Here is a 24637-nt window from a genome sequence, read left to right as displayed (position 1 = left end):
CGGACCGGGTGGTCCGCGGCTTTCTTCCCGATGGTCTCCCCCTTCAATCCAGCTTCGCGATGCAGGCCCTCAGGAAATCGATGAATTCCGGGATCAGGCGCTCGCGCACGTCCCGGCTGGCCCAGTAGGGGTTCATGAACACGCAGCGGATCAGCACCAGGCTGTCGGCATCGGCTTCGCCGCCATGGCGCGCGACATGGCGGGCGATCTGCCCGGCATAGTGCGGGCTCTTCAGCGTCGTGGTGCTGACGAAGAATTCGCCCCCCTGGCGGATCGCGTCGTAGAGCGCCTGCGTCCTCCTGTTGGATCGTGACAGCGCCTCGCCCTTCCGGCCGAGCGAGAAGCACAGAATGTTGGTGTCGGCCGGCTCCAGGAAGCGCGCATCGGAAACCCCGCTCGCGATCGCGGTCTGGAAGACGAGCCGGGATTCCACCGTGCCGGCGAGGATCGCCCCGAACCGGTCGGGCTCGAAGCGGATCGTCCTGCCGGTCAGCCAGACCGCGGTCGCCCCGGCCGCGCTGCGCGAGCCCTCCAGGGTCGCCGACCACAGATCGTCGGCCAGATGCGGGCGTTCGAGATAGGGCGCGTCGAACACCGAAACCGCATAGCGGTCGGCATCGCGCACAAGGAATGCGCCGCAGGCATAGGGCACGAAGCCGAGCTTGTGGGGGTCGAGCGTCACGGAGTCCGCGCGCGCGACCGCGCGCAGCGCCGAGATCGTCTCGTCCTCGAGGACGTCCTCGTGCGGCCCGCCGGGGATGGAGCAGAGGAAGCCGCCATAAGCCGCGTCGACATGATGCCAGATGCGCCAGCCGCGTTCGGCCTGCCAGCGGTCGAGGAGATCGGCAACGCGGTCGACGGGATCGATCTCGCCGGTCTCGGTCGTCCCGGCCACGCTCACGACGGCGAGGATCGGCCGGTGAGCCCGCGCGGCGCGTCCGACCTGGCGTTCCAGGTCCTCGAGATCGAGCCTGCCGTCCTCGTCCAGTCCGACGCTCCAGAACGCCTCCTCGCCGAGCCCGAACACGTTGGCGGCCTTGCGCCAGGAGAAGTGCTTGTTGCCCGGCACCAGCACGACGGGGCCGAGATAGTCCTCCCCGCTCGCCCTCGAGATGCGCCGGAAGACATCGGCCGGGTTGCCCGCGACTGCGCTCGCGCCACGCAACTCTTCCTGTTGCGGGGAATGTTCGTCGACCAACGCCTTGAACCGGGCCCAGCCCATGTGCGCCGCGCCGAACACGTCGAGCGGCTCGCCGGTGCGCTCGGCGATCCACAGCGCCAGGGCGAGCCAGTGATCGAGCCGGTATCGGGCCCGCCAGACGCCCTCGAAATTGGCCACCGTTCCCCCCGAGGTGAAGTGGCCGCGCGCCTGCTGCGGGTCGAAGCCGATCATCCGCGCCAGCATGGCGATGGCTTCGGCCTCGATCACGGTGCCGACCCGGCTGACTTCCTTCGAGGTGTTGTTGGGATTGTGCAGCAGCGCGGTGAAATGGCCGAACAGGGCCGGCAGGGTCAGTTCGGCGACCATGTGGCCGGCATAGCGCGGCGAGTAGGTGGGGGTCTCGCGCCGCATGAGGGTCTTCAGCCTCTGGAGTTCCTGGGCGAGGATCTCGCGCTCCTTCAGGAAATCGGGCGCCATCCGCTCGGCCGGCGTCAGGGCCGGCGGATCGTCCCCGCGATAGGCTTTGCGCCAGTCGAACCAGTCGTCGATGATCGCCTGGAATTCCGCGCGCACCCAGGATTCGTTTTCCGATTTCGGACCGGGGAAATAGGCGTTCGCGCCGACCGCGCCATTGGTCTGTCCCATCGCTTCCATCCTTTCGAGCTCTGCCTGGAGCGCTCATCGCACGCTGTCGCGCGCGCGTCCTTGTCGCAGCGCAAACGCGCGGATGCAGCGCGGCGCGAGGCCGCAGACGCACCCCTTTTGCGCCAGAGCAATACGGGCAGGGCCGGCGCCGGCTAGTCGGAGAAAAACCCGGGACAAGGAGTGCTTCACATGCCCGCTTCCCTTCTCGCCCTCTCCGCCGCCCTTGCCGCCGCCGAGCCAGCGTCGATGCCGGTCCTGCCCGAGGGCCTGATCCTCGACGTGCGCCTGCGCTACGAGCAGGTCGACCAGGACGGCTTCGCCCGGGAGGCCGACGCCCTGACCCTGCGCACCCGGCTCGGCTTCGAGACGCCCCGCAGGAACGGGCTGTCCCTCCTCATCGAGGCGGAGAACACCCTGCACCTGGCCGGTGACTTCGCGGACACGGTCGATCCCGCACCCGGCTTTCCGGTCATTGCGGACCCGGAGATCACCGAGCTCAATCGCCTGCAGATCTCCTACGAGAACGCGCAGAAGGCCGGTCTCACGCTCGGCCGGCAATACCTCGTGCTCGACGATCAGCGCTTCGTCGGCCCGGTCGGCTTCCGCCAGAACAGCCAGACCTTCGACGCCATCGATCTCACCAGCGGCTCGGCCCTGCCCGTCCGCCTGCGCTACGCCTATATCGACACCGTCCACCGCCTCTTCGGCGACGACCATCCGCTCGGCGAGTTCGACAGCGACTCCCATCTGGCCGAAGCCGCGATCGACACGCCGCTCGGCGAGGCCGCATTGTTTGCTCTCGTCCTGGAGTTCGACAACGCGCCGGGCCTGTCCTCGCAGACCTGGGGGGCGCGCCTCGCCGGCGCGCGCGAGGCGCTGTCCTGGCGCGTCGAATTTGCCCGGCAGAGCGAGCATGCCGGCAACCCGGCCGGTTTCGACGTCGACTATGTGCGCGCCGAGGCCGATTACGCCTTCGAATCCGTCAGGCTGGGAGCCGGCATCCAGATCCTCGGCGGAGACGGGGCGAACGCGTTCCAGACCCCGCTCGCCACCCTGCACAAGTTCCAGGGCGCGGCCGACGCCTTCCTGACGACGCCCGCCGAGGGCCTGCGCGATCTCCACCTGCACGCCAGCGTCACGCTGCCCGACGCCTTGCCCCGCCCACTGAGCCTGAGGGCCGCCGTCCACGACTTCGCCTCCGACGACGGCGATCTCGACTTCGGCTCCGAGCTCGATCTTTCCGCCGGCCTGGCCCTGACCGATCGGATCGATCTCGAAGCCAAGGCGGCACTCTTCGACGGCGGCCCGTCCGGTCCGGCGGACCGGACGAAGCTGTGGCTGACGTTGAGCTATACCTACTGACCCCCGGCAGGGCGGCCGGGAGGCTTCGCTCCGCCAGTCTCGGGACGCGGTTCCTGTTTTGCCGGCGCCGGGGCATGGGCCGTCTTCGGCCCGTGCTCGACATGGGTCCGGATCGAGGGGATGCGGATGTCCTCGACCAGGTCCTGCACATCCTGCGGCGGGGCCGCGGTGATCAGCGCCACGGCGATGGAGACCGCGAAGCTGATCGCCATGCCGACCGCGCCGAAGCCTTCGGGCGAGATGCCCAGGAACCAGCTCGCCGGATCGCCGATCGCCAGGCTCGGCAGGAGACCTGCGAAGCCGGCGATGCCGGCGAGGGCGAGCACGCCCGCTATGCCGGCGAAGGCCAGCGAGCCCTTCGTGCCGTCGATCCGCTCGCGGGTGCCGAAATAGATCACGGCGCACGAGATCGCGGCGAGCAGGGCGAGCGCCCCGATGACCGCCGAGCCGAAGCCGATCTTGTAGTGGATGATGTAGAGGCCGGTGACGACGAGGCCCGTGGACATGCCCGCGATCGCACCTTCCTTGTTCATCCGCTTCCAGAAGATCCCGAGGAAGATCGCCGGGAAGAAGCTCGCCGCGGCCAGTCCGAAGGCGAAGGCCACGACGGCGGCCACGAAGCCGGGCGGGTTGATGCCGGCATAGATCGCGATCAGCACCGCCCCGACGGCGGCCAGGCGCGCCACGAGCAGCTCCTGCCCGTCACTCATCCGCTTGAACAGGACCTTGCGGCACAGATCGTGGGACACCGCCGAGGAGATGACCATCAGAAGACCCGCCGCCGTGGACAGCGCGGCCGCCAGACCGCCCGCGACCACGAGCCCGATCACCCAGGCCGGCAGATTGCCGATCTCGGGATTGGCGAGCACGAAGATGTCGCGGTCGAGCGTGGTGACCTCGTTGGTCTCCTCGTCGGCCCGGTACTGGATGCGCCCGTCCGCGTTCTTGTCGGTGAAACCCAGAAGCCCGGCGCGCTCCCAGTTGTAGAACCACTGCGGGGTCGCATCCTCGCCCATGTCCGCCGAGAGCGCCTCGCCGCGGCGCACGTCGATCGAGTAGTCGCTCTCGTTGACCGTCTCGATGAAGTTCGAGCGCGCGAAGACCGCCACCGCCGGGGCGGTTGTGTAGAGGATGGCGATGAAGACCAGCGCCCAGCCGGCCGACTTCCTCGCATCGGAGGCCTTGGGCACGGTGAAGAAGCGGATGATGACGTGGGGCAGGCCCGCCGTGCCCACCATCAGGGCGAGCGTGATGGCGAACACGTCGATCTTCGCCTTCGCCCCTTCGGTATAGGGCTGGAAACCCAGATCGACGAGCGTGCGGTCGAGGTTCTGCAGGAGCGGGGTGCCGTCCTGCGCATTGCCCACGAAGCCCAGCTGCGGAATCGGCGAGCCGGTGATCTGCAGCGACAGGAAGATCGCCGGCACCATGAAGGCGAAGATCAGCACGCAGTACTGCGCGACCTGGGTGTAGGTGATCCCCTTCATCCCGCCGAGCGTGGCGTAGAACAGCACGATGATCGCGCCGATGATCACGCCGACCTCGATCGGCACGTTGAGGAAGTTGGTGAAGGCGATCCCAACCCCGCGCATCTGTCCCGCGATGTAGGTGAAGGAGATGAACAGCGCGCAGATCACGGCGACGATGCGCGCGGTCTGGGAGTAATACCGGTCGCCGACGAAGTCGGGCACCGTGAACTTGCCGAACTTGCGCAGGTACGGCGCCAGCAGCAGGGCGAGCAGCACGTAGCCGCCCGTCCAGCCCATCAGGAAGACAGAGCCGTCATAGCCCATGAAGGCGATGAGGCCCGCCATGGACAGGAAGCTCGCCGCACTCATCCAGTCCGCGGCGGTGGCCATGCCGTTGAAGACCGGGTGAACGTCGTGCCCGGCCACGTAGAAATCGTTGGTGGTGCCCGCCCGGGCCCAGATCGCGATGGCGATATAGAGCCCGAAGGTCGAGATGACGAAGACGGCCGTCCAGAACAGGGTCGGCGAAAGCCCGAAGATTTCCATGGTCCCGCTCCCCCTCAGCCTTCGTCGTCATCGACGTCGAAGCGCTGTTCGATGCGGTGCATGAGCGCGCTGTAGACGAAGATCAGGATCACGAAGACGTAGATCGCGCCCTGCTGGGCGAACCAGAATCCCAGCGGCGCGCCGCCGATCGACCATCGGTCGAGAAAGTCGCGGAACAGGATCCCGGCCCCGAAGGACACCAGGAACCAGATCGCGAGCAGCACGCCCATGAGGGTGAGGTTTTCGCGCCAGTACTGCCTGAAGGCGCTTTCGGAGATGTCGTGCTCGTAAGCCCCGACGTCCTCCGTGTTGTCCTGGTCTGCCATGTTCGAGCACTCCTCCCGTCACGCCGGATCTCCGGCCGTAGTGGGAAAGAGTGGCAGGACACGGCCGCGAAGTTTAGTCCCTCCCCGGTCTGATCTTGTGCCCGTCACCGCCACGCCCGGTCTGTGGGCGCGATCCCGCCCGGTCGTCCCGCCTGCGCCCGCGCGAAGCGACGCGAGCCGGCCGGGACACGGGCGGCGCGCTCCGATCGCGATGGTTCCCGGCCCGCCGGGCCCATGGAATTCCTGCGCGCATCGCTGAACCGCGGCCCCTCGCGGCGCCGGGCAAGAGCCGGGGCCGGGAGGGGCTCCCCAGGGCGGCGCTCGGGCGCGGCCTATCCCTTCCGGCCGGTGACACGTACCAGCGCCTGGTCGTGGAAGCGGAAGCCGGGGCGGCGCATGAAGGCGGCGACCCTTCGGGCCGTCTCGGCTTCGCCGAGGAGCTCGCCAATGATCAGGTTGTTCTCCGCCATGAAGTTCGCCCAGGAGCTGCCGCCCTCCACGATGCGCTCGAAGCGGTCCTCGCGCACGTCGAGGAGCCCCGCCTCCTGCATCAGTCGCGGCAGTCGCGCCCCGAAGGCGGCCTCGACGAGGCCGGACCGGTCCATCGCCGAGCGCACCCGGTCGAGGGCGGCATCGAAGTCGTCCGCCCCGGCGGCCTGCTTGTCGGCAGCTGCCGCCACCGAGCAGTCGAGATCGGCGAGCGCCATAACCCCGCCGGGCCGAAGCCATCGCGCAAGGCTGGCGATGGCGCGCGCGGGATCGGGCAGGTGCTCGATCACGAGACGGGCGAAGACGAGGTCGAAGCGCTCCGGTTCGGCGGGAGGCGCGTAGAGATCGGCCTCGATGAGGCGCACCGGCGGTTCGGCCCGCCCGGCATGGGAGAGATCGATGTCGAGCCCGAGCACGTCGCCGCCCTCGCCGACCTTGCGCGCGAACCAGGCGAGCATCGCGCCCGAGCCGGCCCCCGCCTCCATGATCCGCATGCCCGGCCTGAACACCACGGCGCGCTCGAGCCAGCGCTGCGTCGGCTCGGCGTAGAAGGCGGCCAGGCGATCGAGACGGTCGCGCTCGTCTTCGACCGCGCGTCCGGAGGCGAAATAGCGCTCGGCGAACTCGGCCATGGCCGGCCTAGACGGGTTTGACCGCGGCGAGGAAGCAGGCCCCCGCGATCAGCACCCAGTAGAGATAGGCGACCGAGCGGCCGAGCCGGATGGACTTCTCCAGCCGGCTCTCCACATCCTCGTTCGGGCCGGCGGCGAGGATCCGGAACAGGCCCTCCCACTCGTGCATCACCACGCGCAGGATCACGCCGATGATGAGTGCGCAGCCGAAGACCAGCACCTTGGCGGCGTACCAGTTCTGCCCCGGCCCGGCCTCGAACGGGCCGTAGCCGAGCAGCGAGGTGATCGCGGTGACGATGAGCAGCGGGATGAGGATGTAGCGCGTCCAGTCCTCGATGCCCGAGAGCGTCGTCCAGATCGGCTTGCCGCGCGTCGCATAGGCGGCCCAGGTCAGGGCGAACCAGGCCGCGTAGACCGCCCACATGAGCGCCAGCCACCCCCCGCCAAGGGGATGGAAGCCGTAGAGATAGCCCATGTGCAGGCCGAGCGGCAGGAGCGAGATGATGCCGGTGCGCGCCAGGATGTCGATGCGGTAGGCGGTCTCCATGTGGCGCTGGCGCTCCTCGAAGGGCAGGCGCGGATTGACCACCTTGTAGCTCGTCTGGAACACGCCCCATTCCCCGCCCAGCCAGTAGACCATGGCCAGGATGTGCAGCCAGCGCAGCACATGCACCTCGTTCGCGACCCACCACTCCGCCATGACACGCCTCCCCGCTCCGGCTGGACTCGACCAAATGATATATCATTTAACTGAGACCGGGGCGAAGGCCAAGCGGGATCGCTACTCCCCTCCTGCGGCAGGCCCTCCACCAGGAACACGTCGAAATCGCCCCATTCATTGTCGATGCGGGCATTGGCGAGGTCGCGATAGTCCGGATCGCTCCAGAACGCGCGCGCCGCGTCTGCGCTCGGCCAGCGGCTCATCGCCACCGAGGAGAAGCCGATCTCCCCCTCGAGCGTCTCCACATCGCCGGTCAGCGCGAGATATTGCCCGCCATGGCGTTCGTAGAGCGGCCGCAGGTGGGCGGCATAGCCGGCCATGAAGGCCTCCCGGTCGTGCACCGTGCCCATCACGACCATGTAGGCGGGCCGCTCGGCCGAGGACTGCGCCCCGGCGGCAGGGGCGCCGTCCCCGATCCAGTATCCCGCGCACGCGCCCAGCAGCGCGGCCCCGCCTGCGATCAGAATCGTGCGTTCGCGCATCGCGATCTCCGCTTTCTCCGCCACAGGGCTTGAATCCTAGGCCCCGGCTCGGGCAGAACGCAAATGATATATCTTTTCTGTTCCGTCTGTGCGCGCGAGGCTTTAGGCTTCATGATCGCGGGCGGGAGCCAGACCGGGAGACAGGCTTGAAATTCGAACCGACCATGACCCGCTCCGACAAGACGGCGCGGGAGATCTTCGAGGAGGTGCGCGCCAATCCGGCCCGCGCCCGCTTCGGCTTCGGCGAGAAGCTCGCCGTGATCAATGTCGATCCCCAGAAGGCCTACACGCGGCCCGACCTGTTCCCGAAGACCGCCTACGTCACCGATCCCGACCAGCTCGACCATATCAACGCCATCTCGGCAAAGGCGCGGGCCAAGGGCCTTCCGGTCGTCTGGACCCATGTCGCCTACATGGAGAATGCGGCCGATGCGGGGGTCTGGGGCACGCGCACCGACACCCCGGACTCCCTGCAGAACATCAAGTACGGCTCGACGCGCCACGAATTCGACGACCGCGTCGAGATCGACGCGACCGTGGACGCGGTCTACACCAAGCGTATGCCCTCGGCCTTCTTCGAGACCCCGCTGGCGAGCTTCCTCGTCTGGCACCGGGTCGACACGGTGGTGATCACCGGCGGCTCGACGAGCGGCTGCGTGCGCGCCACCGCCGTCGACGCGCTCAGCCACGGCTACCGCACGATCGTTCCCATGGAGTGCGTCGCCGACAAGCACGAAAGCTATCACTACGCCAACCTCACCGACCTGCAGCTGAAATACGCCGACGTGGTGGAGGTGAAGGAGGTTCATGAGTGGCTGGACGGGTATCAGGGATGATCTCCGACCCCAATCTCTACGACTACAATCCTTACCGCGACCGCCCGAAGATCGAATGGCCGGGAGGGAAGAAGCTCGCCTTCTGGATCGCGCCGAACATCGAGTTCTACGAGTTCGATCCGCCGAGGAATCCCAAGCGCCCCGGCTGGCCGCGCCCGGCCCCGGACGTCACCGGCTATTCCCAGCGCGATTACGGCAACCGGGTGGGCCACTGGCGCCTGATGGAGCTGATGGACCGCTACGGCCTGAAGGGCTCGGTCAGCCTCAATGTCGCAATGTGCGACCACTGCCCGGAGATCATCGAGTCCTGCAATGAGCGCGGCTGGGAGTTCTTCAGCCACGGCATCTACAACACGCGCTATTCCTACGAGATGAGCGAGGACCAGGAGCGCGCCGTGATCGAGGATTCGATCCGCACGGTGGAGGCCGCCACGGGCCAGCGCATCCGCGGCTATCTCGCCCCGGCGCTGACGGACACGACGCGCACGCTCGACCTCATCGCCGAGCATGGCTTCTGGTACACGTGCGACCTGTTCCAGGACGACCAGCCCCAGCGGGTGAAGACCAAGACCGGCAGGCTGTGCTCCATGCCCTATTCGCTCGAGGTCAACGACGTCATCACCTACGGCCAGCTCGCCATGGATCCCTGGCGCTATGGCGACGTCCTCAAGCGCCAGTTCGACCAGCTGCTGGAGGAGGGCGAGACTTCGGGCACGGTGATGTGCATCCCGCTGCATGCCTATCTCGTCGCCCAGCCGCACCGCCTGCGCCCGTTCGAGGAGGCGCTCAAGCACATCACCGCCCATGACGAAGTCTGGTTCGCGACCGCGAAGGACATCGCCGGCCACTGGCGCGAGCATTACTGGGATACGACGCAGGACGATCTGGAAAAGAAGGGCCTCGCCACCGGCGGCACCGCATTCGAGGCGTTCGAGCGATGAGCCTTCCTCCCGCCTATCTCGAATACGACAAGCGCGGCTACGGCCAGGACATCGGGCGCTATGACTGGCGCCTCGCAAAGGACCGCGCGCCGGTCCGGCTGAAGAACGCCCGCCAGGTCGCGGCGATGATCGTCATCCCCTGCGAGTACCACCCGATCGATCCGCACAAGACCCCCTTCGGCCATCCCACGGCATGGTCACGCCCTTCCCGGACCTTCGCCACTTCACCGCGCGCGACTACGGCAACCGGGTCGGGGTGCTCCGCCTGCTCACGCGCTGAAATCCGCCGGGCTGAAGGCGACCTTCCCGGTAAGCGCGGCGCTGCTCACCCGCGCCCGCCCGCTCGCCGAGGCGATCGTGGGAGACGGCACGAACTCGCCGCCGCGGGTCTACACGGCGACGCGATCCACCATGCCGGGCTCTCCGAAAGCGAGGAGCGCGCGATGATCGAAGACGTGCGCGAGGCCTTCGACGCGGCCGGCTCCACCCCACGACCTGGCTCTCGCCGGCGCGCCAGGAGAGCTTTGCAACGCCCGACCTCCTCGCCGAGGCCGGGTTCACCGCGCTTCTCGACTGGGAAAGCGACGGGGTGCCGCTGCCGCTGAGGACGCGCGCAGGCCGATCACCGCCCTGCCGCTCCTCAACGAGCTCGACGATTTCAAGCTGCTCGTCGAGAGAAAGCAGACCGAGGATCTGTGGACCGACCAGATCCTGGAAGCGAAGGACTATCTCAAGACCGAGCACGACCGCCACGGCGCGCAGGTACTGGGCTTCACGCTCACCCCCTTCGTCGCCGGCCAGCCCTTCCGCATGCGCTCGCTCGTCAACATGCTCGCCGAGTTCGCCGGCGACGAGGCGGTGTGGTGCGCGCGGCGGACGAGATCGTGAAGGCGTTCTAGGACACTCCGCGCTCCTACTCGGCCGCATCCTTTCGGTCGGCGTCGTAGCGTGCGCCCTTCTCCTTCATCTCCGGAAGCCCGAGCAGGGCGTTCAGCCCGTCGAAATCGAGCATGCGCTCGCGATAGCCGGCGGTCGAGCCGGTCTGCTTCAGCCCGGAGAGGAATTCGCGCGCCATGAAGGCGAGCGCGCGCACCATGGCGCCTGGCGTGATCACGAACCTGAGCCCTGCGCGTCGAGCTGGTCGAGCGTCCTCATCGGGTCCTACCGCCTCAACCATGTTGGCGAGCAGCGGCACGCGCGACTTGAACCGGCGCGCGATGGCGGAGAGTTCCTCCGCGCTCCTGGGAGCCTCGACGAACAGCATGTCCGCCCCCGCGGCGAGATACGCCTCGGCGCGCTCCAGCGCGGCCTCGAAACCCTCCACCGCGATGGCGTCGGTGCGGCGATGATGAGGGTTTCCCGGCTCTTGCGCGCGTCGACGGCGGCGCGCACCTTGCCGGCCATCTCCTCCGGTGAGACGAGGCTCTTGCCGGCGAGATGCCCGCAGCCTTGGGCAGGTTCTGGTCCTCGATCTGGATTGCGCTCGCCCGGCGCGCTCGAACATCTCCACCGTGCGCTGGACGTTGAGCGCATTGCCGAAACCGGTATCGGCATCGACCACGAGGGGTATGCCGGTGCGTTCGCGGATGCGGGCGATCACGTCGGCGACCTCGCTCGCGGTGACGAGGCCCAGGTCGGGCCGGCCGAGCTGCGTGTAGGCGATGGACGCGCCGGAGAGATAGGCCGCCTCGAAGCCCGCCTGCTCCACGAGCAGGGCGGAAAGCGCGTCGTACACGCCGGGCGCGAGCACGGCCGGCCTTCGGCGAGGCGTGTCTTCAGGCTGGTCATGGCTGCGCCTCCGGGGCGTTGAATCGGGCTTTCAGCTGCGCCATCAGCCCGCCGCCTCGATCATGGCGGTGAGATGGTCCGCAGGGGCGGGAATGCGAATTCCTCACCCGTCGTCTCGTCGACGAGTTCCCCTTCGACAGGTCGACCAGCAGGCGGTCGCCGGCCGCGATGTCGCCGGCCTCGGCGAGCGGGATCGCGGGCAGGCCGATATTGATGGCGTTGCGGTAGAAGATGCGCGCGAAGCTCTTCGCGATCACCGCCGAGACCCGAGCAGCTTCAGCGAGATCGCCGCTGCTCCCGCTCGGCCAATGCCGAAATCCTCCCCCGCCACCACGATGTCGCCGCGTTCCACTTCCCGGGCGAAAGCCGGGTCGACGGCCTCCAGGCAGTGCATGGCGAGCGCCTCGGGTCCCTTCTTCATGGCGTGGCCGGGGGCGAGCAGGTCGGTGTCGATCCGGTCGCCGAACACCCAGGCCCGGCCTCGTATGATGTCCGGTGTGCTCATGCCGCCCTCCGGCGTTCGCCGAGGAATTCGCGCGGATCGGTGATCGTTCCCGTGACCGCCGAGGCCGCCACCGTGAAGGGCGAGCCGAGCCAGACCTGCGTCCTTGTGGCCCATCCGGCCACGGAAATTGCGGTTGGTCGAGGAGATGCACACCTCCCCCTCGGCGAGCAGCCCGGCGCCGAGCCCGGCGCACGCGCCGCATCCCGAGGCAGGATCACCGCGCCCGCCTCGGTCAGCGTGGCGAGCGTGCCGTCCCTGGCCGCGGCGTGGGTGACCTTGGCCGAGGCCGGCGCGACGAGCAGGCGCACGCCCCTGGCGACCTTGCGCCCCTCCAGCACGCGCGCGGCCATCTGAAGGTCGGTGAGCTTCGCCCCGATGCAGGCGCCGATATAGGCCTGGTCGATGCGTTCGCCGGACGCGTTCGAGATCGCGTCCGAGTTCGCCGGGCTGTGCGGCGCCGCCACCTGGGGCTGCAGGGCGGAAGCGTCCACGGCGTGCACCTTCGCGTAGCCGCAGCCCGCGTCGCTGCGCCAGCGCGCGATCGCCTCGTCCTCCACCTCGCCGCCATGGGCGCGGATATGGGACAGCGTCGTCTCGTCCGGCTCGATGAGCCCGGTATCCCCGCCGAGTTCCGCGGCCATGTTGGAGAGCACCATGCGCGCTTCCATGTCCATCGCGCGCACTGCCGGCCCGCCATATTCGATCGTCTTGAAATGATTGCCCATGCCGAGCTCGCGGCAGAGCAGGAGCATGACGTCCTTGGCCGCCACGCCCTCCCGGAATTCGCCCGCGATCTCCACCCGGATGGTCTCGGCACGACCGTCCAGGTCTTTCCCGTGGCCACGATCGCGGTCATGTCGGTCGCGCCGAACCCGGCCGCATAGCAGCCGAACGCCCCACCATTGGTCGTGTGGGAATCCCCGCCGGCCACATGCCCGGCTTGAGATGGCCGTGCTCGGGCAGCACGACATGGCAGATGCCGCGCATGTCGTAGAAGCGTTCCACGCCGTAATCGCGAGCGAACTCGCGCGTGGTCTTCAGGATTTCCGCTCGCCGGATCGACGGCCGGCACGTAGTGATCGGAGACGATCACGACCTTGTCGGGATCCCACAGCCGCGCGCCCAGCGCCTCCAGGCGCGCGCGCCAGCGCCGCGGCCCGGAGCTGTCATGGCCATGGCGAGATCGACCTGCACCGTGACGATGTCGCCCGGACGCACGTCCGCGCCTCCGCTGGGCGGGCCATGATCTTCTCAACCAGCGTGCGCGGCCGCGTCATCGCGTCATAAAACTCCGTTCCGGCCCGACAAGTCCCGACCTTGGATGAAAGGATATATCTTTATAGCATTTCATGGAATGCACGTCCTGTGAAACATGACTCCTGCAACCCCAGGCTCGCGGCCCGTCATCCGCCAAGCCGTCCGGCCCGCGCCTCGTAGAGCCGCCTGAGATACACGATCGGGGCAAGCGGGGCCTCGATCCAGGCGGAAAGGCGCCAGCCCTCGCCGGTATGCCGGAACAGCGCGGCGACCCGGTTGTCACCTCCCATCGCGGGCCGGTCGGTGAAGCGGATCGACCAGTCCATGCGATGCACCCCGAGAACGAGGCCCTCCCCGACCGTCACGTAACGCGAGCCCGAGAACGCGAGGTCCACGCCCGCGTGCAGCTCGCGATTGCCCGCCCAGTAGGCCTCGACCTCGTCCCAGCCGATGAAGGTCTCCTCGATCTCCTCGGCGAGAGACCGGCTCCGCGCCCCGGTCCCAGAAGCGCCTGAGCTGCGCCGGATCGCTGCCGTGCCAAGCCCGGGCGTAGCCGGCCATCAGCGCATCGAGTTCGCCCGCCGCCGCGTGTGTCACGACCCGGCCTCCTCTGCGAAGGCGGAGAGCGGCGCGGGCGCGCCTGTATTGGCGATCAGCGCCTTCCTGCGCAGGAAGCGCGTCAGCCCGGCATCGCCCATGCGCGAGGGTCCGAGCCCGGACGCCTTGAAGGCCTGCTTCTCCGCCTCGTAGAAGACCGCGGTCAGGGCGGCGTCGTTGAGCGACACCGCCCCGGTCTGCAGGCGCCGGCGATGACCTCGGCTTCCTTAAGAGTCCCCGCGAAGACGCCGGCCGACAGGCCGAACTCGGTGTCGTTGGCGAGCGCGACGGCCTCGTCCTCGGTCTCGAAGGCCATGACGGGAAGGACGGGCCCGAACGTCTCCTCGGTCATGATCGCCATGGAGTGATCGACATTGGTGAGGACGGTCGGCTTCAGCCACAGCCCGCCGCCATGGCGCTCGACCGTCCCGCCGGTGAGGACTTCCGCGCCCTTCTTCACAGCGTCCTCCAGCTGGCGCCGGATCGTCTCGGCCTGGGCCTCGAAGATGATCGGTCCGATCTCGCCGCTGGCGATGTCGGGCCAGTTGATCCGGACCTTGCGGGCTTCATCCGTGAGGCGCTCCAGGAAGGCATCGTGGATCTCGCGCGCGACATAGATGCGCTCAATCGACTGGCAGGCCTGGCCGGTCGACAGCACCGAACCGCGCAGCGCGGCGGTGACGGCGGCCTCCACGGGCGGTCTTCGTGACGATGAGCGGGTCCTTGCCGCCGAGTTCCAGGAAAGCCGGGATCAGGCGCCGGGCGCCTGCGCGGCGACCTTCCGCCCCGTCGCGACCGAGCCGGTGAAGCAGACGAGATCGGCGCGCGCGATCACGCCCTGCCCCGTCTCGCCGACGCCCGGGGCGAGCGCGAGCACCCCGGCAAGGCCTGCAACCTCGCCGATCGTCGCGCTCAGGGGCTCGGCGAAGCGGGGCGTCACCTCGCTCGGCTTGACCAGCACCGCGCATCCGGCGGCGAGGGCGGGGATGGCATCGATCAGCGACAGGGTGAGCGGGAAATTCCATGGGCTGATCACCCCGACGAGAGGATAGGGCAGATACTGGCCGGCATGGCGGATCGCCGGATTGGCGCGGCCCTCGACCCAGTCGCTGCGCGGCATCAGCGCGGCCGCGCGCGACGCCCAGCCCCGGATCGAGGCGATGGCCCCGTCGATCTCCAGCCGGGCGAGCCGTCGCCGCCCGGTGTCGGCCTCCAGCGCCGCGGCGAGGTCGTCGCGGCGCGCCTCGATCCGCGCCGCCCAGTCCTGCAGCACCTGCCCGCGATGGGCAGCGTCCGCCGCGGCCCAATCCCGCTGCCCCTCGCGCAGGCGTGTGGCGAGTGTGTCGAGTTCGCGCTCGGTCGGCGGGGTGAAGCGGTAGTCGGGCATGCCGGTGCGCGGGTTCCGGACCTCGATCGGCTGCGTCACGACGATCCTCCGAGCCCCAGAACGCCGGGATTGACGATGCCGTCCGGATCGAGGCGGCCTTGATCGATCTCAGGAGCGCGAGCGTCTCCGGCCGACGCGTCTTCGCGAACGGATAGGTCCGCCCGATCTGGAAATGCACTCCGCCATGGGGTGAAGATGTCGACAACGCCCGCGCGCGCCTCCCCGACCAGCGCGGTCGCGGCCGGATTCGCGGGCCGGCGCTCGAGCTTCTTCAGATAGTTCGCCTCCACACTCTCCTCGTGCAGGGCGAATAGCGCGTCGGGCCACAGGAAGACCGGCTCGATGAGGAAGCCGGTCTCGCCGCGTCGTGATCAGCGTGCCGGTGGTCACGCCCTCGGCCTCGAACCGGTCCTTCAGCGAGGCGAAATACGCCTCGATCGCGGCCCAGCAGGCCACCGCCTGCGAGTGCGGCACGATGCCATGCACCGGCACCCAGCGCTCCCGCATTGGGCCCGATCATGGTGTTCAGCGGCGTGAAGGGATTGGCGCGGATCACCTTGGGGATGGTCGGCTCGACGGCCTTGCCGCCTTCGCGCTCGCAGATCGCGGCGAGGCGCCGGCGCGCGTCCTCCACGCCCACCCTCGAATGGCCTTCGGTGACGAAATGCAGGTTGAAGTCGGCTTGGAGAGGAAATTGCGGCCGGCGAGCGCCATCCGCGCGCCCTCCCGCGCGCCCTTCAGGAGAGTCTTCTGACCCGTCACGACCTTCGCCAGGGTCTTCGCATCGCTCAGGATGGAGGCGCGCTGCATGCGCACCGCGGTCAGGCCCGGGTCGAAGCCGAAGATCTCGCAGGCAAGGCCGGTGCGCGCCATCGCGCTCGCCGCGTGCGCCATCGCGTCGGGCGCGGCGAAGCTGAAACTGCCCCAGGCCTCGTGTGCGGGCATCTCGACGAGCCTTAGCGTGATCTCGAGCTTCACCCCAAGCGCGCCGCAATCGCCCACGAAGAGTCCGGTCAGATCCGGCCCGTCATGGCGGAAAGAAGGCCGATCCCGCCCTCTGGCCGGGCTTCCGGTCCTCAGGATCGAGCCGTCGGCGAGGGCGACCGAGACGAGAGCACGCTCTGCCCCGTCGGGCCGTGGGTGCCCGCCCCGAAGAAGGCATTGTTCTGCGACACCCCACCGCCGATCGTGGAGGCGAGCCCGGAGAGCGGTCCCCAGAAGGGGGTCCTGAGACCCTTCGGCTTGAGCGCCTCGTGCAGCGCCGCCCAGGTGCAGCCCGCTTCCACGCGCACGAAGCGGTCGGTTTCGTCGATCTCCACGATGCGGGTCAGGCGCGACGTGTCGAGGCTCATCCCGCCCCCGCGTTCGCCGAGATAGCCGGCCGTGTAGCTCATCCCGCCACCGCGCGGATAGACCGGCACACCCGCCCTTGCGCAGGCGGCGAGCGCCGCGGCGGCGGCCTCCTGCGTCTTCGGGCGCACGACGAGATCGACAAGCCCGCCCGTCGTCCAGACATCCTGCGAGTGATGCTCGCGCGCCTCGCGTGCCGTGACGACGCCGTCCTCGCCGACGAGACGCGCGAGCTCTGCGGTGAGCGCCTTCACGACGCCGATATCCCGAGGATCGCCGCCGCGACGATGAGCCCCCAGAGGGCGACCACCGCGAGTCTCACCTGCCGCAGCGAGCCGCGGATCGCCGCATTGTCGGCCTCGCTCGGAGCCCCCGATGCCAGCCCAGGCATGGCAGCGGAAAACGGCTTCAGCAGCCGGCGCACGGCGAGGCCGAGCGCGATCGCCGCGGCGAGGATCAGGAGCTTCCACGAAAGGAAGCCCGGCAGGTCGATCGGCGCCGCGAGCCCGGCGAGCCCCGTAAGCGCCAGCGCGATCATCAGCCCGATGCGGATCGCGAGATCGCTCTTCGCCCAGGCCGGTCCCGCGCCGAGATGGATGCGCCAGGCGATGCCGCCCAGATCACGGCGAGCGCGAACGCGGCGAGGATCCAGCCCCAGTCGAGCGCGAGCCAGCCCCGGCTCACCGCGAGCGCGAGCCCGGTCGGGGCGGCGAAGATCAGCGCCATGCGCGGGGCCATGTCGACATGCTTGACCACGACCGCCGCGCCGAGCCGCTGGCCGGCCGGCCTCGCCTCGTCGGTCAGCACGAAGGAGGCGTAGAATGCGCCGAGATCACCGCCCAGCCAGTAGACGAGGACCAGGAGATGCAGGAACGTGAACAGCGTGGTTTCGAGCACTTGGCCTCCCTGTAGAAATGGTATAACAATAAGCCATTTCGGAGGGAAGCCTTCGGGCGCGGCGTTCAGCGCGGATCGACCGCGGTCCAGCCCGACCCCTCGCCCGGATCGCGCAGGAGGCGCATGTGATAGCGGAAGCGCTCGGGCCGGTAGAAGGCGATGATGCTGCACAACCCGTCCGCGCCGGTCGCGCATGATGCGGGTGATCTTCAGCAGCGGCGAGCCCGGCGCGACCTTCAGCACGCTGGCCACGTGCGGCTCTGCGGCCGCGGCGGTGATGGTCTGGTCGGCCTCGGCCGCCTCCGCACCCGCGCGCTTCAGCAGCGTCAGGAGCGGCTCGCTCGCCAGCTCCTCGCGCGTGTACTGGCGCGCGATGTCGAGCGGCACGTGGGTGAGGAGATAGGAAAAGGTATCCCCTTCCAGGCGGCGCGCAGGCGCACGGCGCGCTGCACCTTCTCGCCACTGTCGAGCCCCATCACCGCGGCGAGCTCGCTGTCGGCGGAAATGTCGGCGACGTCGATCAGCTCGACCTGGGTCTCCAGCCCCATGCGCTGGAGAGCGTCGAACAGCGTGTCGAAGCGTCCCTCCACCACCGGCGCGCCGGCATTGTACATCACGAGCGTGCCGCGCCCGCGATGGCGCGTGACGAAGCCGTGCGCGGCGAGCTCGTTCAGGGCCGCTTGACCGTGATGCGCGAGACGTCGAGCAGTTTCGACAATTCCTGCTCGCCCGGCAGCACCGATCCGGTCGGGTAGGCGCCCGAATGGATGCGGTCGCGCAGCACCAGGAAAATCTGATGGTAGAGCGGCATGGGCAGGGATTCGTCGATCAGCTCCGGCCCCAGGCGGGGCGGCTCGCTTGTCTTCCCGGTCTCGCTCATGCGCTCTTCGCCTCCTCTTCCCCGACTTTTAGCGAATTCGCGCCGCCATGCCAGCCGGAGATGACAAGACCATGAGTGAGCCCGCCCCTGCCACGCCCTTGCCCTGCAGACGCTGTGCGAGGCGATCAACGGCCTGTCCCCGGGGGATGCCCGGACGCGCATGAATAGCGCCATCCACAGGATCGGGCGAGAGATCGCCGGCTCGAAGGGCTTCGTCGGCCCCGATCTCGAACTCGTCGTGCTGCCCGAATACGTGCTCACCGGCTTTCCCATGGGCGAGAGCGCGGACGAATGGCGCGCCATGGCCGCCATCGATCCGGACGGGCCCGAATACGAGGCGCTCGGAAAGATCGCGCAAGCGCAGAAGATCTTCCTCGCCGGCAATGCCTACGAGACCGATCCCCATTTCCCGCAGCTGTATTTCCAGGCCTGCTTCCTGATCGCGCCGAACGGGGACACGATCCTGCGCTACCGGCGCCTGATCTCCATGTTCGCGCGCCGAGCCCCTACGACGTGCTCGAGCGCTATCTCGAGGCCTATGGCGAGGACGCGCTGTTTCCCGTGGCCGACACCGGGATCGGGCACATCGCCGCGATCGCGTCGGAGGAAATCCTCTATCCCGAGATCGCGCGCGCCCACGCCTTCCGGGGCGCGGAGATCTTCGTCCATCCACGAGCGAGGTGGCCAGTCCGCTACCGACCGCGAAGAACATCGCCAAGCAGGCCCGCGCGATCGAGAATCTCGCCTATGTGGTCTCGGCCAACACCGCGGGCATGACCGGCACGCCGATCCCGCAGAACTCCGCCGACCGCGGCTCGAAGATCGTCGATCCCAGGGGCGTGATCCTCGCCGAGCGGCGGGCGGGCCGTCAATGTGCGCCAATGGCGAGATCGATGCGGGGCTAGTGCGCCGCATGCGCCGCCGGTCGGCATGGGCAATCTCCTCGCCCGCCAGCCCGCCGAACTCTATGCACGCGTCTACGCCGCGGCCCGCGTGCACCCGCCCGAAACCCTGATGCAGGAGGGGCAGGTCGCGAGCCCGGCGAAGAGCTTCTACCGCGACCGCCAGGCCAAGGTGATCGAGACGCTGGCGCAGAAGGGGCTGATCTGAGGCCGCGCTGAGTCTCCTCCCCCGCGAGCGGGGGAGCTAGGGGTGGCGAGCCTCACTCAAATCCGTCCGGCGCCGGAAATTCCCCCCGCAGGTCCTCGTAGGCCATCGCCGCGCCGAGCGCGCGCGCGTCCTCGCCCGCCGGCGCCATGAACTGGATCGCCATCGGCAGCCCGGCGGAGGACAGCGCGCTCGGCACGCTGGTCGCGGGAATGCCGGCGAGGTCGGCGAAGGCGGTGATGTCGGCCTGGCCCGCGGGCACCTCGCTGCCGAAGGGGAAGGCCGTCTCGCAGGCGGTCGGCGCGGCGAGCAGGTCGCAGGCCTCGAACGCCGCCCCGGCGTCGGCGGCCGGGCCTTCAGCACAAGCAGCGCCGCCTCGTAGCGGTCCGGGCTCTGGCGCGCGCCCCAGGCGAGCATCTTGCGGAAGTCTCCGAGAAGCCCTCCGGATCGGCCTCCAGCGCCTCGGCATGGATGGCCGCGCCTTCGCGCTCGGCGATCAGGAGGCCGGCGCGCCGGCTCTGCCCGAAGCCGTACCGGGCGAGCGAGATGTCGACGATGCGCGCGCCCCGCTTCTCCATCGCCTTCAGCGCCGCCTCGAAGGCGGCGAGGATTTCGCCATCGACCCGACGTGATCCTCCACCCGCCAGCGCCCGATGAGCAGCCCGGAAAGCCCGGGCGCGCGTGCGGGCGGCGTCTCGCTCAGCACCGCGAACACGTCGGCCGCCTCCTTCGCCTTTCGCGCGAGCGGTCCGACATGGTCGAGCGTTCGGGACAGCGCGATCACGCCCTCGAGCGGGACCGCGCCGCGCGAGGGCTTGTGGCCGGCCACGCCGCAATAGGCCGCCGGGATGCGCCACCGAGCCCATCGTGTCGGTCCCCAGGCTCGCCGGCACGAGCCCGGCCGCGACCGCCGCCCCCGAGCCCCCGAGGAGCCCCCGGGGGTGAGGTTCTCACCCCAGGGATTGAGGCAGCGCCCGAAATGGGGTTGTCGGTGACCGCGCCGAGCGCGCCCTCCTCCATGTTGAGCGTGGCGAAGACCACCGCGCCGGCGGCCTTCAGTCGCGCCACGCAGGCCGCGTCGCGCTGCGCGATGCGGTCCCGGTACGCCGCGATGCCGGCATGCCAGGCCAGGCCGGAAAGCGCGATATTGGCCTTGACCGCGACCGGCAGGCCGTCGATCGGCGAGCGGGGCTCGCCCGCCTTCACCCGCCTCGCGCTGGCCTCGGCCTCGGTGCGTGCCTCGCGCACCTCCAGCACGGCATTGAGCCCCGGGTTGAACCGCGCGATGCGCGCGATCGCGCGATCATACGTCTCGACCGGGTCGGCGGGCCGGCTCACTTGAAGCGCTCGTCGATGAGGCGGATCGGCTTCTGGCGCACCTCGGTCTGGGTGAGGTCGGCGAGCCCGCCCGGCGGCGCGAGTTCCACCCGGACCTCGATGCCGAGCTGGCGCTTCAGGATCTCGCGCATGCGCGCCGAGACCGCCTCGCCCGGTCCTTCGTCTCGGCCATCACGACGAAGTCCTCGCGCTCGTTCTCGCCGCGCACCGCCTTGCAGATGAACTCGCCAGTGAAGGCCTCCACCTCGTCGAGCAGCGGGCCGACGGCCTGCGGGAAGATGTTGATGCCGCGGATCTTCACCATGTTGTCCGAGCGGCCGAGAAAGCCCTCGATGCGCCGGAACTTCGCGCCGATGGAGGAGGTGCCGGTTTTCACCTTCGTCACGTCATGGGTGTTGAAGCGGATGATGGGTAGATATCGTCCTTGTACAGACAGGTGCAGATCATGTCCCCGGACTCCCCGTCCGCCACCGGCCTTCCTGTGTCGATGTCGGCAATTTCCAGATACTGCGCATCCTCCATGACGTAGAGCCCGTCGCGGTCCGGGCCCTCGCCCGCGATGACGCCCGTATCGCCGACACCGTACCAGTCGAAGCAGGCCGCCCCGCCCCAGGCCTTCGACAGCGCGGCCTTGTCCTCGCGCCCGAGATGACCCGAGATCATGCGCACCTTGAGGTCCTTCACCGGATCGATCCCCTCCTCCTCGGCGACCCGGGCGAGCTTCTTGATGTAATCGGCAAAGCCGACGATCACGGTGGCGCCGAAATCCTTCATCAGGCCGACCTGGCGCACCGAGCGGGTCTCCACGCCGGTGCCGGCCGACATGAAGAGCGCGCTCGTCCAGTGGATCACCGCCTCGCGCCATTGATCATGCCGTGTCCGTAGACGGAATGGACCACGTCGTCGGGCCTCAGGCCCTGGAAGCGGTAGAGCCGGCCGAGCAGCAGGTTCTGGATCTCACGCGACTTCGCACCGAACAGCAGCACCTGCGGCGTGCCCGTCGTGCCCGAGGTGGTGTGCATCACCACCGGCGGGCGCTCGCCCTCCCATAGCTGTCCATCGCCGAGAAGTCGCCGAGCGGGGGATTGCGCGCGATGGAATCCATGATGTCGGACTTGTCGAAGCTCGGCAGCGAGGACAGCGTCTCCAGTCCCTTGATGTCGCCGGGCTCCACGCCCGCCTCGCCCCACAGGCGCCGGTAGAAGGGCGTCTTCCAGGCACGCTTCACGCATTCGAGGAAGCGCGCCTCTTGCATCGCGCGCATCGTCTCGGCTGACGCTCGTGACGAAGCGGGTGAAGGCCTCGCCCACCGGATAGTCGCGCTCGACCGTGGCCCAGTCGGCGGAGTTGAAATAGGTGCGGTGGCCGTCGCTCATGCGTCTGCTCCCAGAAGCCCTGTGAGTGTACGGATATCCGGTAGGCGATCGAGTTCGTCCACTGCCCGCGTCAGCGCGTCCGCGCCCGCCGCCGCGCCGGCGAAATCGAGGCAGTGTTCGAGCTTGGCGCGGGCGTCGGCCTGGCTCATCGATTTGGCGGGACTGCCGTAGAGCGCCTCGGTGCGCGCCCGCTTCACCGCGCCCGATTTCAGCCGAACGGTGAGCGTCTGCGGAGTGAAGGCGGCGGGTCCTGCGACCCGTCGCTCTCCACCGCGATCCGGCCGGCGAGCGCCCAGGGTGCTGGGATCGCGCAGCGCCTGCGCCGTGAAATCGTCGAGCCGTACCGCCCCGCGCCGCAGCGCGACCGCGCCGGTGTAGGCAAAGCACAGCCGGGCATGGGCCACGCCCATGTCCGGCTCCGGACGGCGCCCGACGAGCCGGGCGACGAGCGGGGGGCGCGGTGAGCGTGACCTGCTCGATCTCGCCCGCCTCGAGCCCGTCCCCGCGCAGCTGGAGCGCCATCGCGATCCCGCCCTGGGCGGCCCGGCCCGTCGGCCAGGGCTTGTGGCTGAGCTCGGTGATGCGGAACACCGTCCGAGGCTGTCGAGCACCGGGCCAGATTCCAGCGCTCCTCGAACAGGGGAAAGTATCCATACGGACCTTCCAGCATGTCGTGCGGGCCGCGCAGCCCGGCCCCGGCGAGATCCGCGGCAAGGATCGCCGCGCGCGCGCCGGCCGCGATCTGGACCGCGAGTGCGGGGGTTCCCTCGACATGGGCCTGCATCGTGCCGGCCGCCTGGGCGAGCGCGTAGCCGGCCGCGTCCAGCGCGTCGTGTCCACGTCGAAGCCGCGAAGGCGCGCAATGCCGAACGCCGCGCCGATCAGACCGGCATTGGCCGGGCGGAAAAAGCGGATCGGGCTCGTCACCGCGACCCCGATCCCGGCCGCGACATCGACCGCGCCCACGATCGCCGCGAGCAGGTCCGCGCCCGAGGCCCCGCGCGCCTCGGCTTCCGCGGTCAGGGCCGCGCCGATCACCGCGAAGGGATGGACCACCGCGCGCTCGTGCACGCAGTATTCCTGGCCGTGGATCTGGAAGCCGTTCAATAGGCCGCCGCGGCGGCGGGCAGTTTCGGCCCGTTCCAGACGGTGGCAGCCGAACCGCCTGCGCCGTGCCCCAGCCGCGCGCGATGCGAGCACCTTGTCCGCATACGCGGCTTTCGATCCCGCGATCCCGACGCCGAGCGTGTCGCGGTAGAAGCGCCTGGCCGCCGCCTGCGCGGCTTCGGGCAGATCGTCCCAGCCGAGCGACAGGACGTGACGGGCGAAGAGTTCCGCCGGGTTCATGACGCCGCCTCGCGCGGCAGGGCCGCGGCATAGGTATCGAGCGCCCCGCCCTCGCGAGCGACAGCGCCGCCGCGATCAGGCGCGCGGCGGCGGCCGCATCCATGCCGCCGGCCGCGCACAGGGCCTCGGCCTTCTGCGTCAGGCGCTCTTCCGGGAGCGGATTTTCCGGGTCGCCGAGCGCGTCGCGCTGGCGGTGCGCGATCTCGCGCCCGCCGCCCAGCACCGCCCTCAGCCCCGCCCCGTAATGGGCGGGGTAGGCGCCGTCCCAAGGCTCCGCCGCCCGAACGCGGACCTTCGCGGCCAGGGCCCGGACATCCTCTCGCTCGAACGCTCCGGCCTCGAAATGGCAAAGACGGGGCGGGCCCTCGATCAGGGCCACCGCCACCGAGTGCTGCAGCGAGAACTTCGCCTCGATCACGCTTTGCGGCCTCACACGGTCGCAGAACTTAACCGCGTCCGCGTAGGTGGACAGTTCGATGCGGTCGATGTCCTGCGGCCGCACGCCCTGCGCGCGCAGCGCCAGTGCCGCGTCGATCGCCGGATGGGCGTGGCGGCAGGCCGGCCAGGGCTTGACGCTCACCTCGTGGATCTTCCAGCCCGAGTCCAGCTGCGCCACCACGTCCTCGGCCTCGGCGCCGGGCAGGTCGCGGCGAAGAAGCCCTGCTCGCCCTCAAAGACGGTGAGCGGTCCCTGGAAGCCTTCCGCCGCGAGCCGCGCCGCGAACAGTCCGGCATGGGCCGCACGCGCGGTGTGGAGCTGTTTCGCCATCGAGGCCGGCTCGTGACGGGTCTGCCAGAACCCGCTCGCCTGCGTCGCGGCGAGGGCGAGGGCATGGGCGGTCCGCTCCGCATCGAGCCCCAGCAGCGAGGCACATGCCGCCGCCGCTCCGACGGGCCCGCACGTGCCGGTATTGTGCCAGAAGGCGTAGTGGCCGGCCCGACCGTGCGCCCGAGCCGGATCACCGCCTCGTATCCGCGCACGAGCCCTGCGAGGAATTCGTCCGTACTCGCATCTTTCGCTTGCGCCAGGGCGAACGCGGCCGGGATAACGGTCGGCCCGGGATGCAGGATGGCCCGCTTGTCGACATCGTCCATCTCCAGCACGTTGCCGACCGCCCCGTTGGCGAGCGAGGCGGCAGCGGCGCGCGGCCCGCCCCGCCGATCACCGTGCAGGGCCCCGCCGCCTCCTCGGCCAGCG

Annotated in this window: 28 protein-coding genes and 10 pseudogenes; 5 read left to right on the top strand and 33 right to left on the bottom strand. The window is 69.4% G+C overall.

Annotated elements, in window-relative coordinates; all coding sequences use genetic code 11:
- Nucleotides 1–43: 43 nt before the first annotated feature.
- Complete coding sequence (locus tag JW792_RS00175) at nt 44–1807, bottom strand: pyridoxal phosphate-dependent decarboxylase family protein (protein WP_158291521.1); 1764 nt, start codon at nt 1805–1807, stop codon at nt 44–46.
- Between the two features lie 189 nt (nt 1808–1996).
- Here JW792_RS00175 and JW792_RS00170 point away from each other — a divergent pair, with 189 nt between their 5' ends.
- Nucleotides 1997–3169, top strand: coding sequence for an alginate export family protein (locus JW792_RS00170; protein ID WP_135994657.1), 1173 nt, complete (start codon nt 1997–1999; stop codon nt 3167–3169).
- Here JW792_RS00170 and JW792_RS00165 read toward each other — a convergent pair.
- The 5 genes and pseudogenes from JW792_RS00165 to JW792_RS17150 all read right to left on the bottom strand — a co-directional run.
- Nucleotides 3163–5184, bottom strand: a complete 2022-nt coding sequence (locus JW792_RS00165) for a sodium:solute symporter family protein (RefSeq protein WP_135994658.1) — start codon at nt 5182–5184, stop codon at nt 3163–3165. The two genes, JW792_RS00170 and JW792_RS00165, sit on opposite strands and share 7 nt — an antisense overlap.
- A gap of 14 nt (nt 5185–5198) precedes the next feature.
- The gene (locus tag JW792_RS00160) at nt 5199–5510 is read right to left on the bottom strand and encodes a DUF4212 domain-containing protein (RefSeq protein ID WP_135994659.1); all 312 of its coding nucleotides are present in this window, start codon (nt 5508–5510) and stop codon (nt 5199–5201) included.
- Between the two features lie 332 nt (nt 5511–5842).
- Complete coding sequence (locus JW792_RS00155) at nt 5843–6631, bottom strand: class I SAM-dependent methyltransferase (RefSeq protein ID WP_135994660.1); 789 nt, start codon at nt 6629–6631, stop codon at nt 5843–5845.
- A 7-nt stretch (nt 6632–6638) separates the two neighbouring features.
- Complete coding sequence (locus JW792_RS16905) at nt 6639–7331, bottom strand: hypothetical protein (protein WP_135994661.1); 693 nt, start codon at nt 7329–7331, stop codon at nt 6639–6641.
- 161 nt (nt 7332–7492) lie between these two features.
- Nucleotides 7493–7672: pseudogene (locus JW792_RS17150) on the bottom strand (DUF1330 domain-containing protein); the annotation flags it as partial.
- 326 nt (nt 7673–7998) lie between these two features.
- Between JW792_RS17150 and JW792_RS00145 the strand changes: the two are divergent.
- The 3 genes from JW792_RS00145 to JW792_RS00135 are packed head-to-tail and all read left to right on the top strand — an operon-like array spanning nt 7999 to nt 10216.
- Nucleotides 7999–8670, top strand: a complete 672-nt coding sequence (locus JW792_RS00145) for an isochorismatase family protein (RefSeq protein ID WP_135995253.1) — start codon at nt 7999–8001, stop codon at nt 8668–8670.
- Entirely contained in the window at nt 8667–9611 is a 945-nt protein-coding gene (locus JW792_RS00140; protein ID WP_135995254.1) for a polysaccharide deacetylase family protein, read from the top strand. Before JW792_RS00145 ends, JW792_RS00140 begins: the two co-directional genes overlap by 4 nt.
- Nucleotides 9608–10216, top strand: a complete 609-nt coding sequence (locus JW792_RS00135) for a polysaccharide deacetylase family protein (protein ID WP_206340861.1) — start codon at nt 9608–9610, stop codon at nt 10214–10216. The genes JW792_RS00140 and JW792_RS00135 overlap by 4 nt, the downstream gene beginning before the upstream one ends.
- A gap of 308 nt (nt 10217–10524) precedes the next feature.
- Here the strand turns inward: JW792_RS00135 and JW792_RS00130 are convergent, their stop codons facing one another.
- The 14 genes and pseudogenes from JW792_RS00130 to JW792_RS00065 form a co-directional block, all read right to left on the bottom strand.
- Entirely contained in the window at nt 10525–11361 is an 837-nt protein-coding gene (locus tag JW792_RS00130) for an isocitrate lyase/PEP mutase family protein (RefSeq protein ID WP_206340860.1), read from the bottom strand.
- Nucleotides 11362–11395: 34 nt separating this feature from the next.
- The gene (locus JW792_RS00125) at nt 11396–11656 is read right to left on the bottom strand and encodes a 3-isopropylmalate dehydratase small subunit (RefSeq protein ID WP_206340859.1); all 261 of its coding nucleotides are present in this window, start codon (nt 11654–11656) and stop codon (nt 11396–11398) included.
- On the bottom strand, nt 11653–11904 hold the full coding sequence (locus JW792_RS16900) for a 3-isopropylmalate dehydratase small subunit (protein WP_241095011.1): 252 nt from the start codon (nt 11902–11904) through the stop codon (nt 11653–11655). The genes JW792_RS00125 and JW792_RS16900 overlap by 4 nt, the downstream gene beginning before the upstream one ends.
- Nucleotides 11901–13181 (bottom strand): annotated as a pseudogene (locus tag JW792_RS17145) (3-isopropylmalate dehydratase large subunit). Before JW792_RS17145 ends, JW792_RS16900 begins: the two are co-directional and overlap by 4 nt.
- Before the next feature lie 126 nt (nt 13182–13307).
- Complete coding sequence (locus JW792_RS00110; RefSeq protein ID WP_206340858.1) at nt 13308–13556, bottom strand: hypothetical protein; 249 nt, start codon at nt 13554–13556, stop codon at nt 13308–13310.
- 198 nt (nt 13557–13754) lie between these two features.
- Nucleotides 13755–13946, bottom strand: a complete 192-nt coding sequence (locus JW792_RS00105) for a hypothetical protein (RefSeq protein WP_206340857.1) — start codon at nt 13944–13946, stop codon at nt 13755–13757.
- A pseudogene (locus JW792_RS16890) lies at nt 13922–15145 on the bottom strand (aldehyde dehydrogenase family protein). The gene JW792_RS00105 and the pseudogene JW792_RS16890 overlap by 25 nt, the downstream one beginning before the upstream one ends.
- 552 nt (nt 15146–15697) lie before the next feature.
- On the bottom strand, nt 15698–16123 hold the full coding sequence (locus tag JW792_RS00090; protein ID WP_206340854.1) for a hypothetical protein: 426 nt from the start codon (nt 16121–16123) through the stop codon (nt 15698–15700).
- 98 nt (nt 16124–16221) lie between these two features.
- Nucleotides 16222–16749, bottom strand: coding sequence for an FAD-binding oxidoreductase (locus JW792_RS00085; RefSeq protein WP_206340853.1), 528 nt, complete (start codon nt 16747–16749; stop codon nt 16222–16224).
- Nucleotides 16746–17033, bottom strand: a complete 288-nt coding sequence (locus tag JW792_RS00080) for a hypothetical protein (protein ID WP_206340852.1) — start codon at nt 17031–17033, stop codon at nt 16746–16748. Before JW792_RS00080 ends, JW792_RS00085 begins: the two co-directional genes overlap by 4 nt.
- Nucleotides 17033–17392 carry a hypothetical protein gene (locus JW792_RS00075; RefSeq protein WP_206340851.1) on the bottom strand — a complete coding sequence of 120 codons (360 nt, stop codon included), beginning with the start codon at nt 17390–17392 and terminating at the stop codon, nt 17033–17035. Before JW792_RS00075 ends, JW792_RS00080 begins: the two co-directional genes overlap by 1 nt.
- A 216-nt stretch (nt 17393–17608) precedes the next feature.
- Nucleotides 17609–17779 (bottom strand): annotated as a pseudogene (locus JW792_RS17140) (UTRA domain-containing protein); the annotation flags it as partial.
- The gene (locus JW792_RS00070; RefSeq protein WP_206340850.1) at nt 17719–18006 is read right to left on the bottom strand and encodes a UTRA domain-containing protein; all 288 of its coding nucleotides are present in this window, start codon (nt 18004–18006) and stop codon (nt 17719–17721) included. The gene JW792_RS00070 and the pseudogene JW792_RS17140, both read right to left, overlap by 61 nt.
- A 56-nt stretch (nt 18007–18062) precedes the next feature.
- Entirely contained in the window at nt 18063–18272 is a 210-nt protein-coding gene (locus tag JW792_RS00065; protein ID WP_206340849.1) for a GntR family transcriptional regulator, read from the bottom strand.
- 103 nt (nt 18273–18375) lie between these two features.
- Between JW792_RS00065 and JW792_RS17135 the strand changes: the two are divergent.
- Nucleotides 18376–19382 (top strand): annotated as a pseudogene (locus tag JW792_RS17135) (nitrilase-related carbon-nitrogen hydrolase).
- Between the two features lie 52 nt (nt 19383–19434).
- Here the strand turns inward: JW792_RS17135 and JW792_RS16870 are convergent.
- The 13 genes and pseudogenes from JW792_RS16870 to JW792_RS17115 all read right to left on the bottom strand — a co-directional run bounded on the left by JW792_RS16870 (nt 19435) and on the right by JW792_RS17115 (nt 24534).
- Nucleotides 19435–19692 carry an amidase family protein gene (locus JW792_RS16870; RefSeq protein ID WP_241095132.1) on the bottom strand — a complete coding sequence of 86 codons (258 nt, stop codon included), beginning with the start codon at nt 19690–19692 and terminating at the stop codon, nt 19435–19437.
- 43 nt (nt 19693–19735) lie between these two features.
- Nucleotides 19736–19957: a hypothetical protein gene (locus JW792_RS16865; RefSeq protein ID WP_241095133.1), complete on the bottom strand. Its 222-nt coding sequence runs from the start codon at nt 19955–19957 to the stop codon at nt 19736–19738.
- A 5-nt stretch (nt 19958–19962) separates the two neighbouring features.
- Nucleotides 19963–20627 (bottom strand): annotated as a pseudogene (locus tag JW792_RS16860) (amidase family protein).
- 86 nt (nt 20628–20713) lie between these two features.
- A complete protein-coding gene (locus JW792_RS17040; RefSeq protein ID WP_277419632.1) occupies nt 20714–20848 on the bottom strand; it encodes a hypothetical protein in 135 nt (44 codons plus the stop codon).
- Complete coding sequence (locus tag JW792_RS00035; RefSeq protein ID WP_206340844.1) at nt 20833–21102, bottom strand: hypothetical protein; 270 nt, start codon at nt 21100–21102, stop codon at nt 20833–20835. Before JW792_RS00035 ends, JW792_RS17040 begins: the two co-directional genes overlap by 16 nt.
- Complete coding sequence (locus JW792_RS00030) at nt 21099–21569, bottom strand: phenylacetate--CoA ligase family protein (RefSeq protein WP_206340843.1); 471 nt, start codon at nt 21567–21569, stop codon at nt 21099–21101. Before JW792_RS00030 ends, JW792_RS00035 begins: the two co-directional genes overlap by 4 nt.
- On the bottom strand, nt 21566–21742 hold the full coding sequence (locus JW792_RS00025; protein WP_206340988.1) for a hypothetical protein: 177 nt from the start codon (nt 21740–21742) through the stop codon (nt 21566–21568). Before JW792_RS00025 ends, JW792_RS00030 begins: the two co-directional genes overlap by 4 nt.
- The gene (locus tag JW792_RS00020; protein WP_206340842.1) at nt 21739–21981 is read right to left on the bottom strand and encodes a hypothetical protein; all 243 of its coding nucleotides are present in this window, start codon (nt 21979–21981) and stop codon (nt 21739–21741) included. The genes JW792_RS00025 and JW792_RS00020 overlap by 4 nt, the downstream gene beginning before the upstream one ends.
- Nucleotides 21982–22089: 108 nt before the next feature.
- Nucleotides 22090–22503: an MmgE/PrpD family protein gene (locus tag JW792_RS00015; RefSeq protein WP_206340841.1), complete on the bottom strand. Its 414-nt coding sequence runs from the start codon at nt 22501–22503 to the stop codon at nt 22090–22092.
- A gap of 281 nt (nt 22504–22784) precedes the next feature.
- A pseudogene (locus tag JW792_RS17130) lies at nt 22785–22877 on the bottom strand (hypothetical protein); the annotation flags it as partial.
- A gap of 104 nt (nt 22878–22981) precedes the next feature.
- A pseudogene (locus JW792_RS17125) lies at nt 22982–23440 on the bottom strand (MmgE/PrpD family protein); the annotation flags it as partial.
- A 130-nt stretch (nt 23441–23570) separates the two neighbouring features.
- Nucleotides 23571–24020, bottom strand: a pseudogene (locus tag JW792_RS17120) (MmgE/PrpD family protein); the annotation flags it as partial.
- A pseudogene (locus JW792_RS17115) lies at nt 24017–24534 on the bottom strand (MmgE/PrpD family protein). The pseudogenes JW792_RS17115 and JW792_RS17120, both read right to left, overlap by 4 nt.
- Between the last annotated feature and the right edge of the window lie 103 nt (nt 24535–24637).

It is taken from the genome of Marinicauda algicola (assembly GCF_017161425.1).
In the GTDB taxonomy this organism is placed as follows: domain Bacteria; phylum Pseudomonadota; class Alphaproteobacteria; order Caulobacterales; family Maricaulaceae; genus Marinicauda; species Marinicauda algicola.
This window is presented reverse-complemented; position numbering and strand designations above follow the sequence as displayed.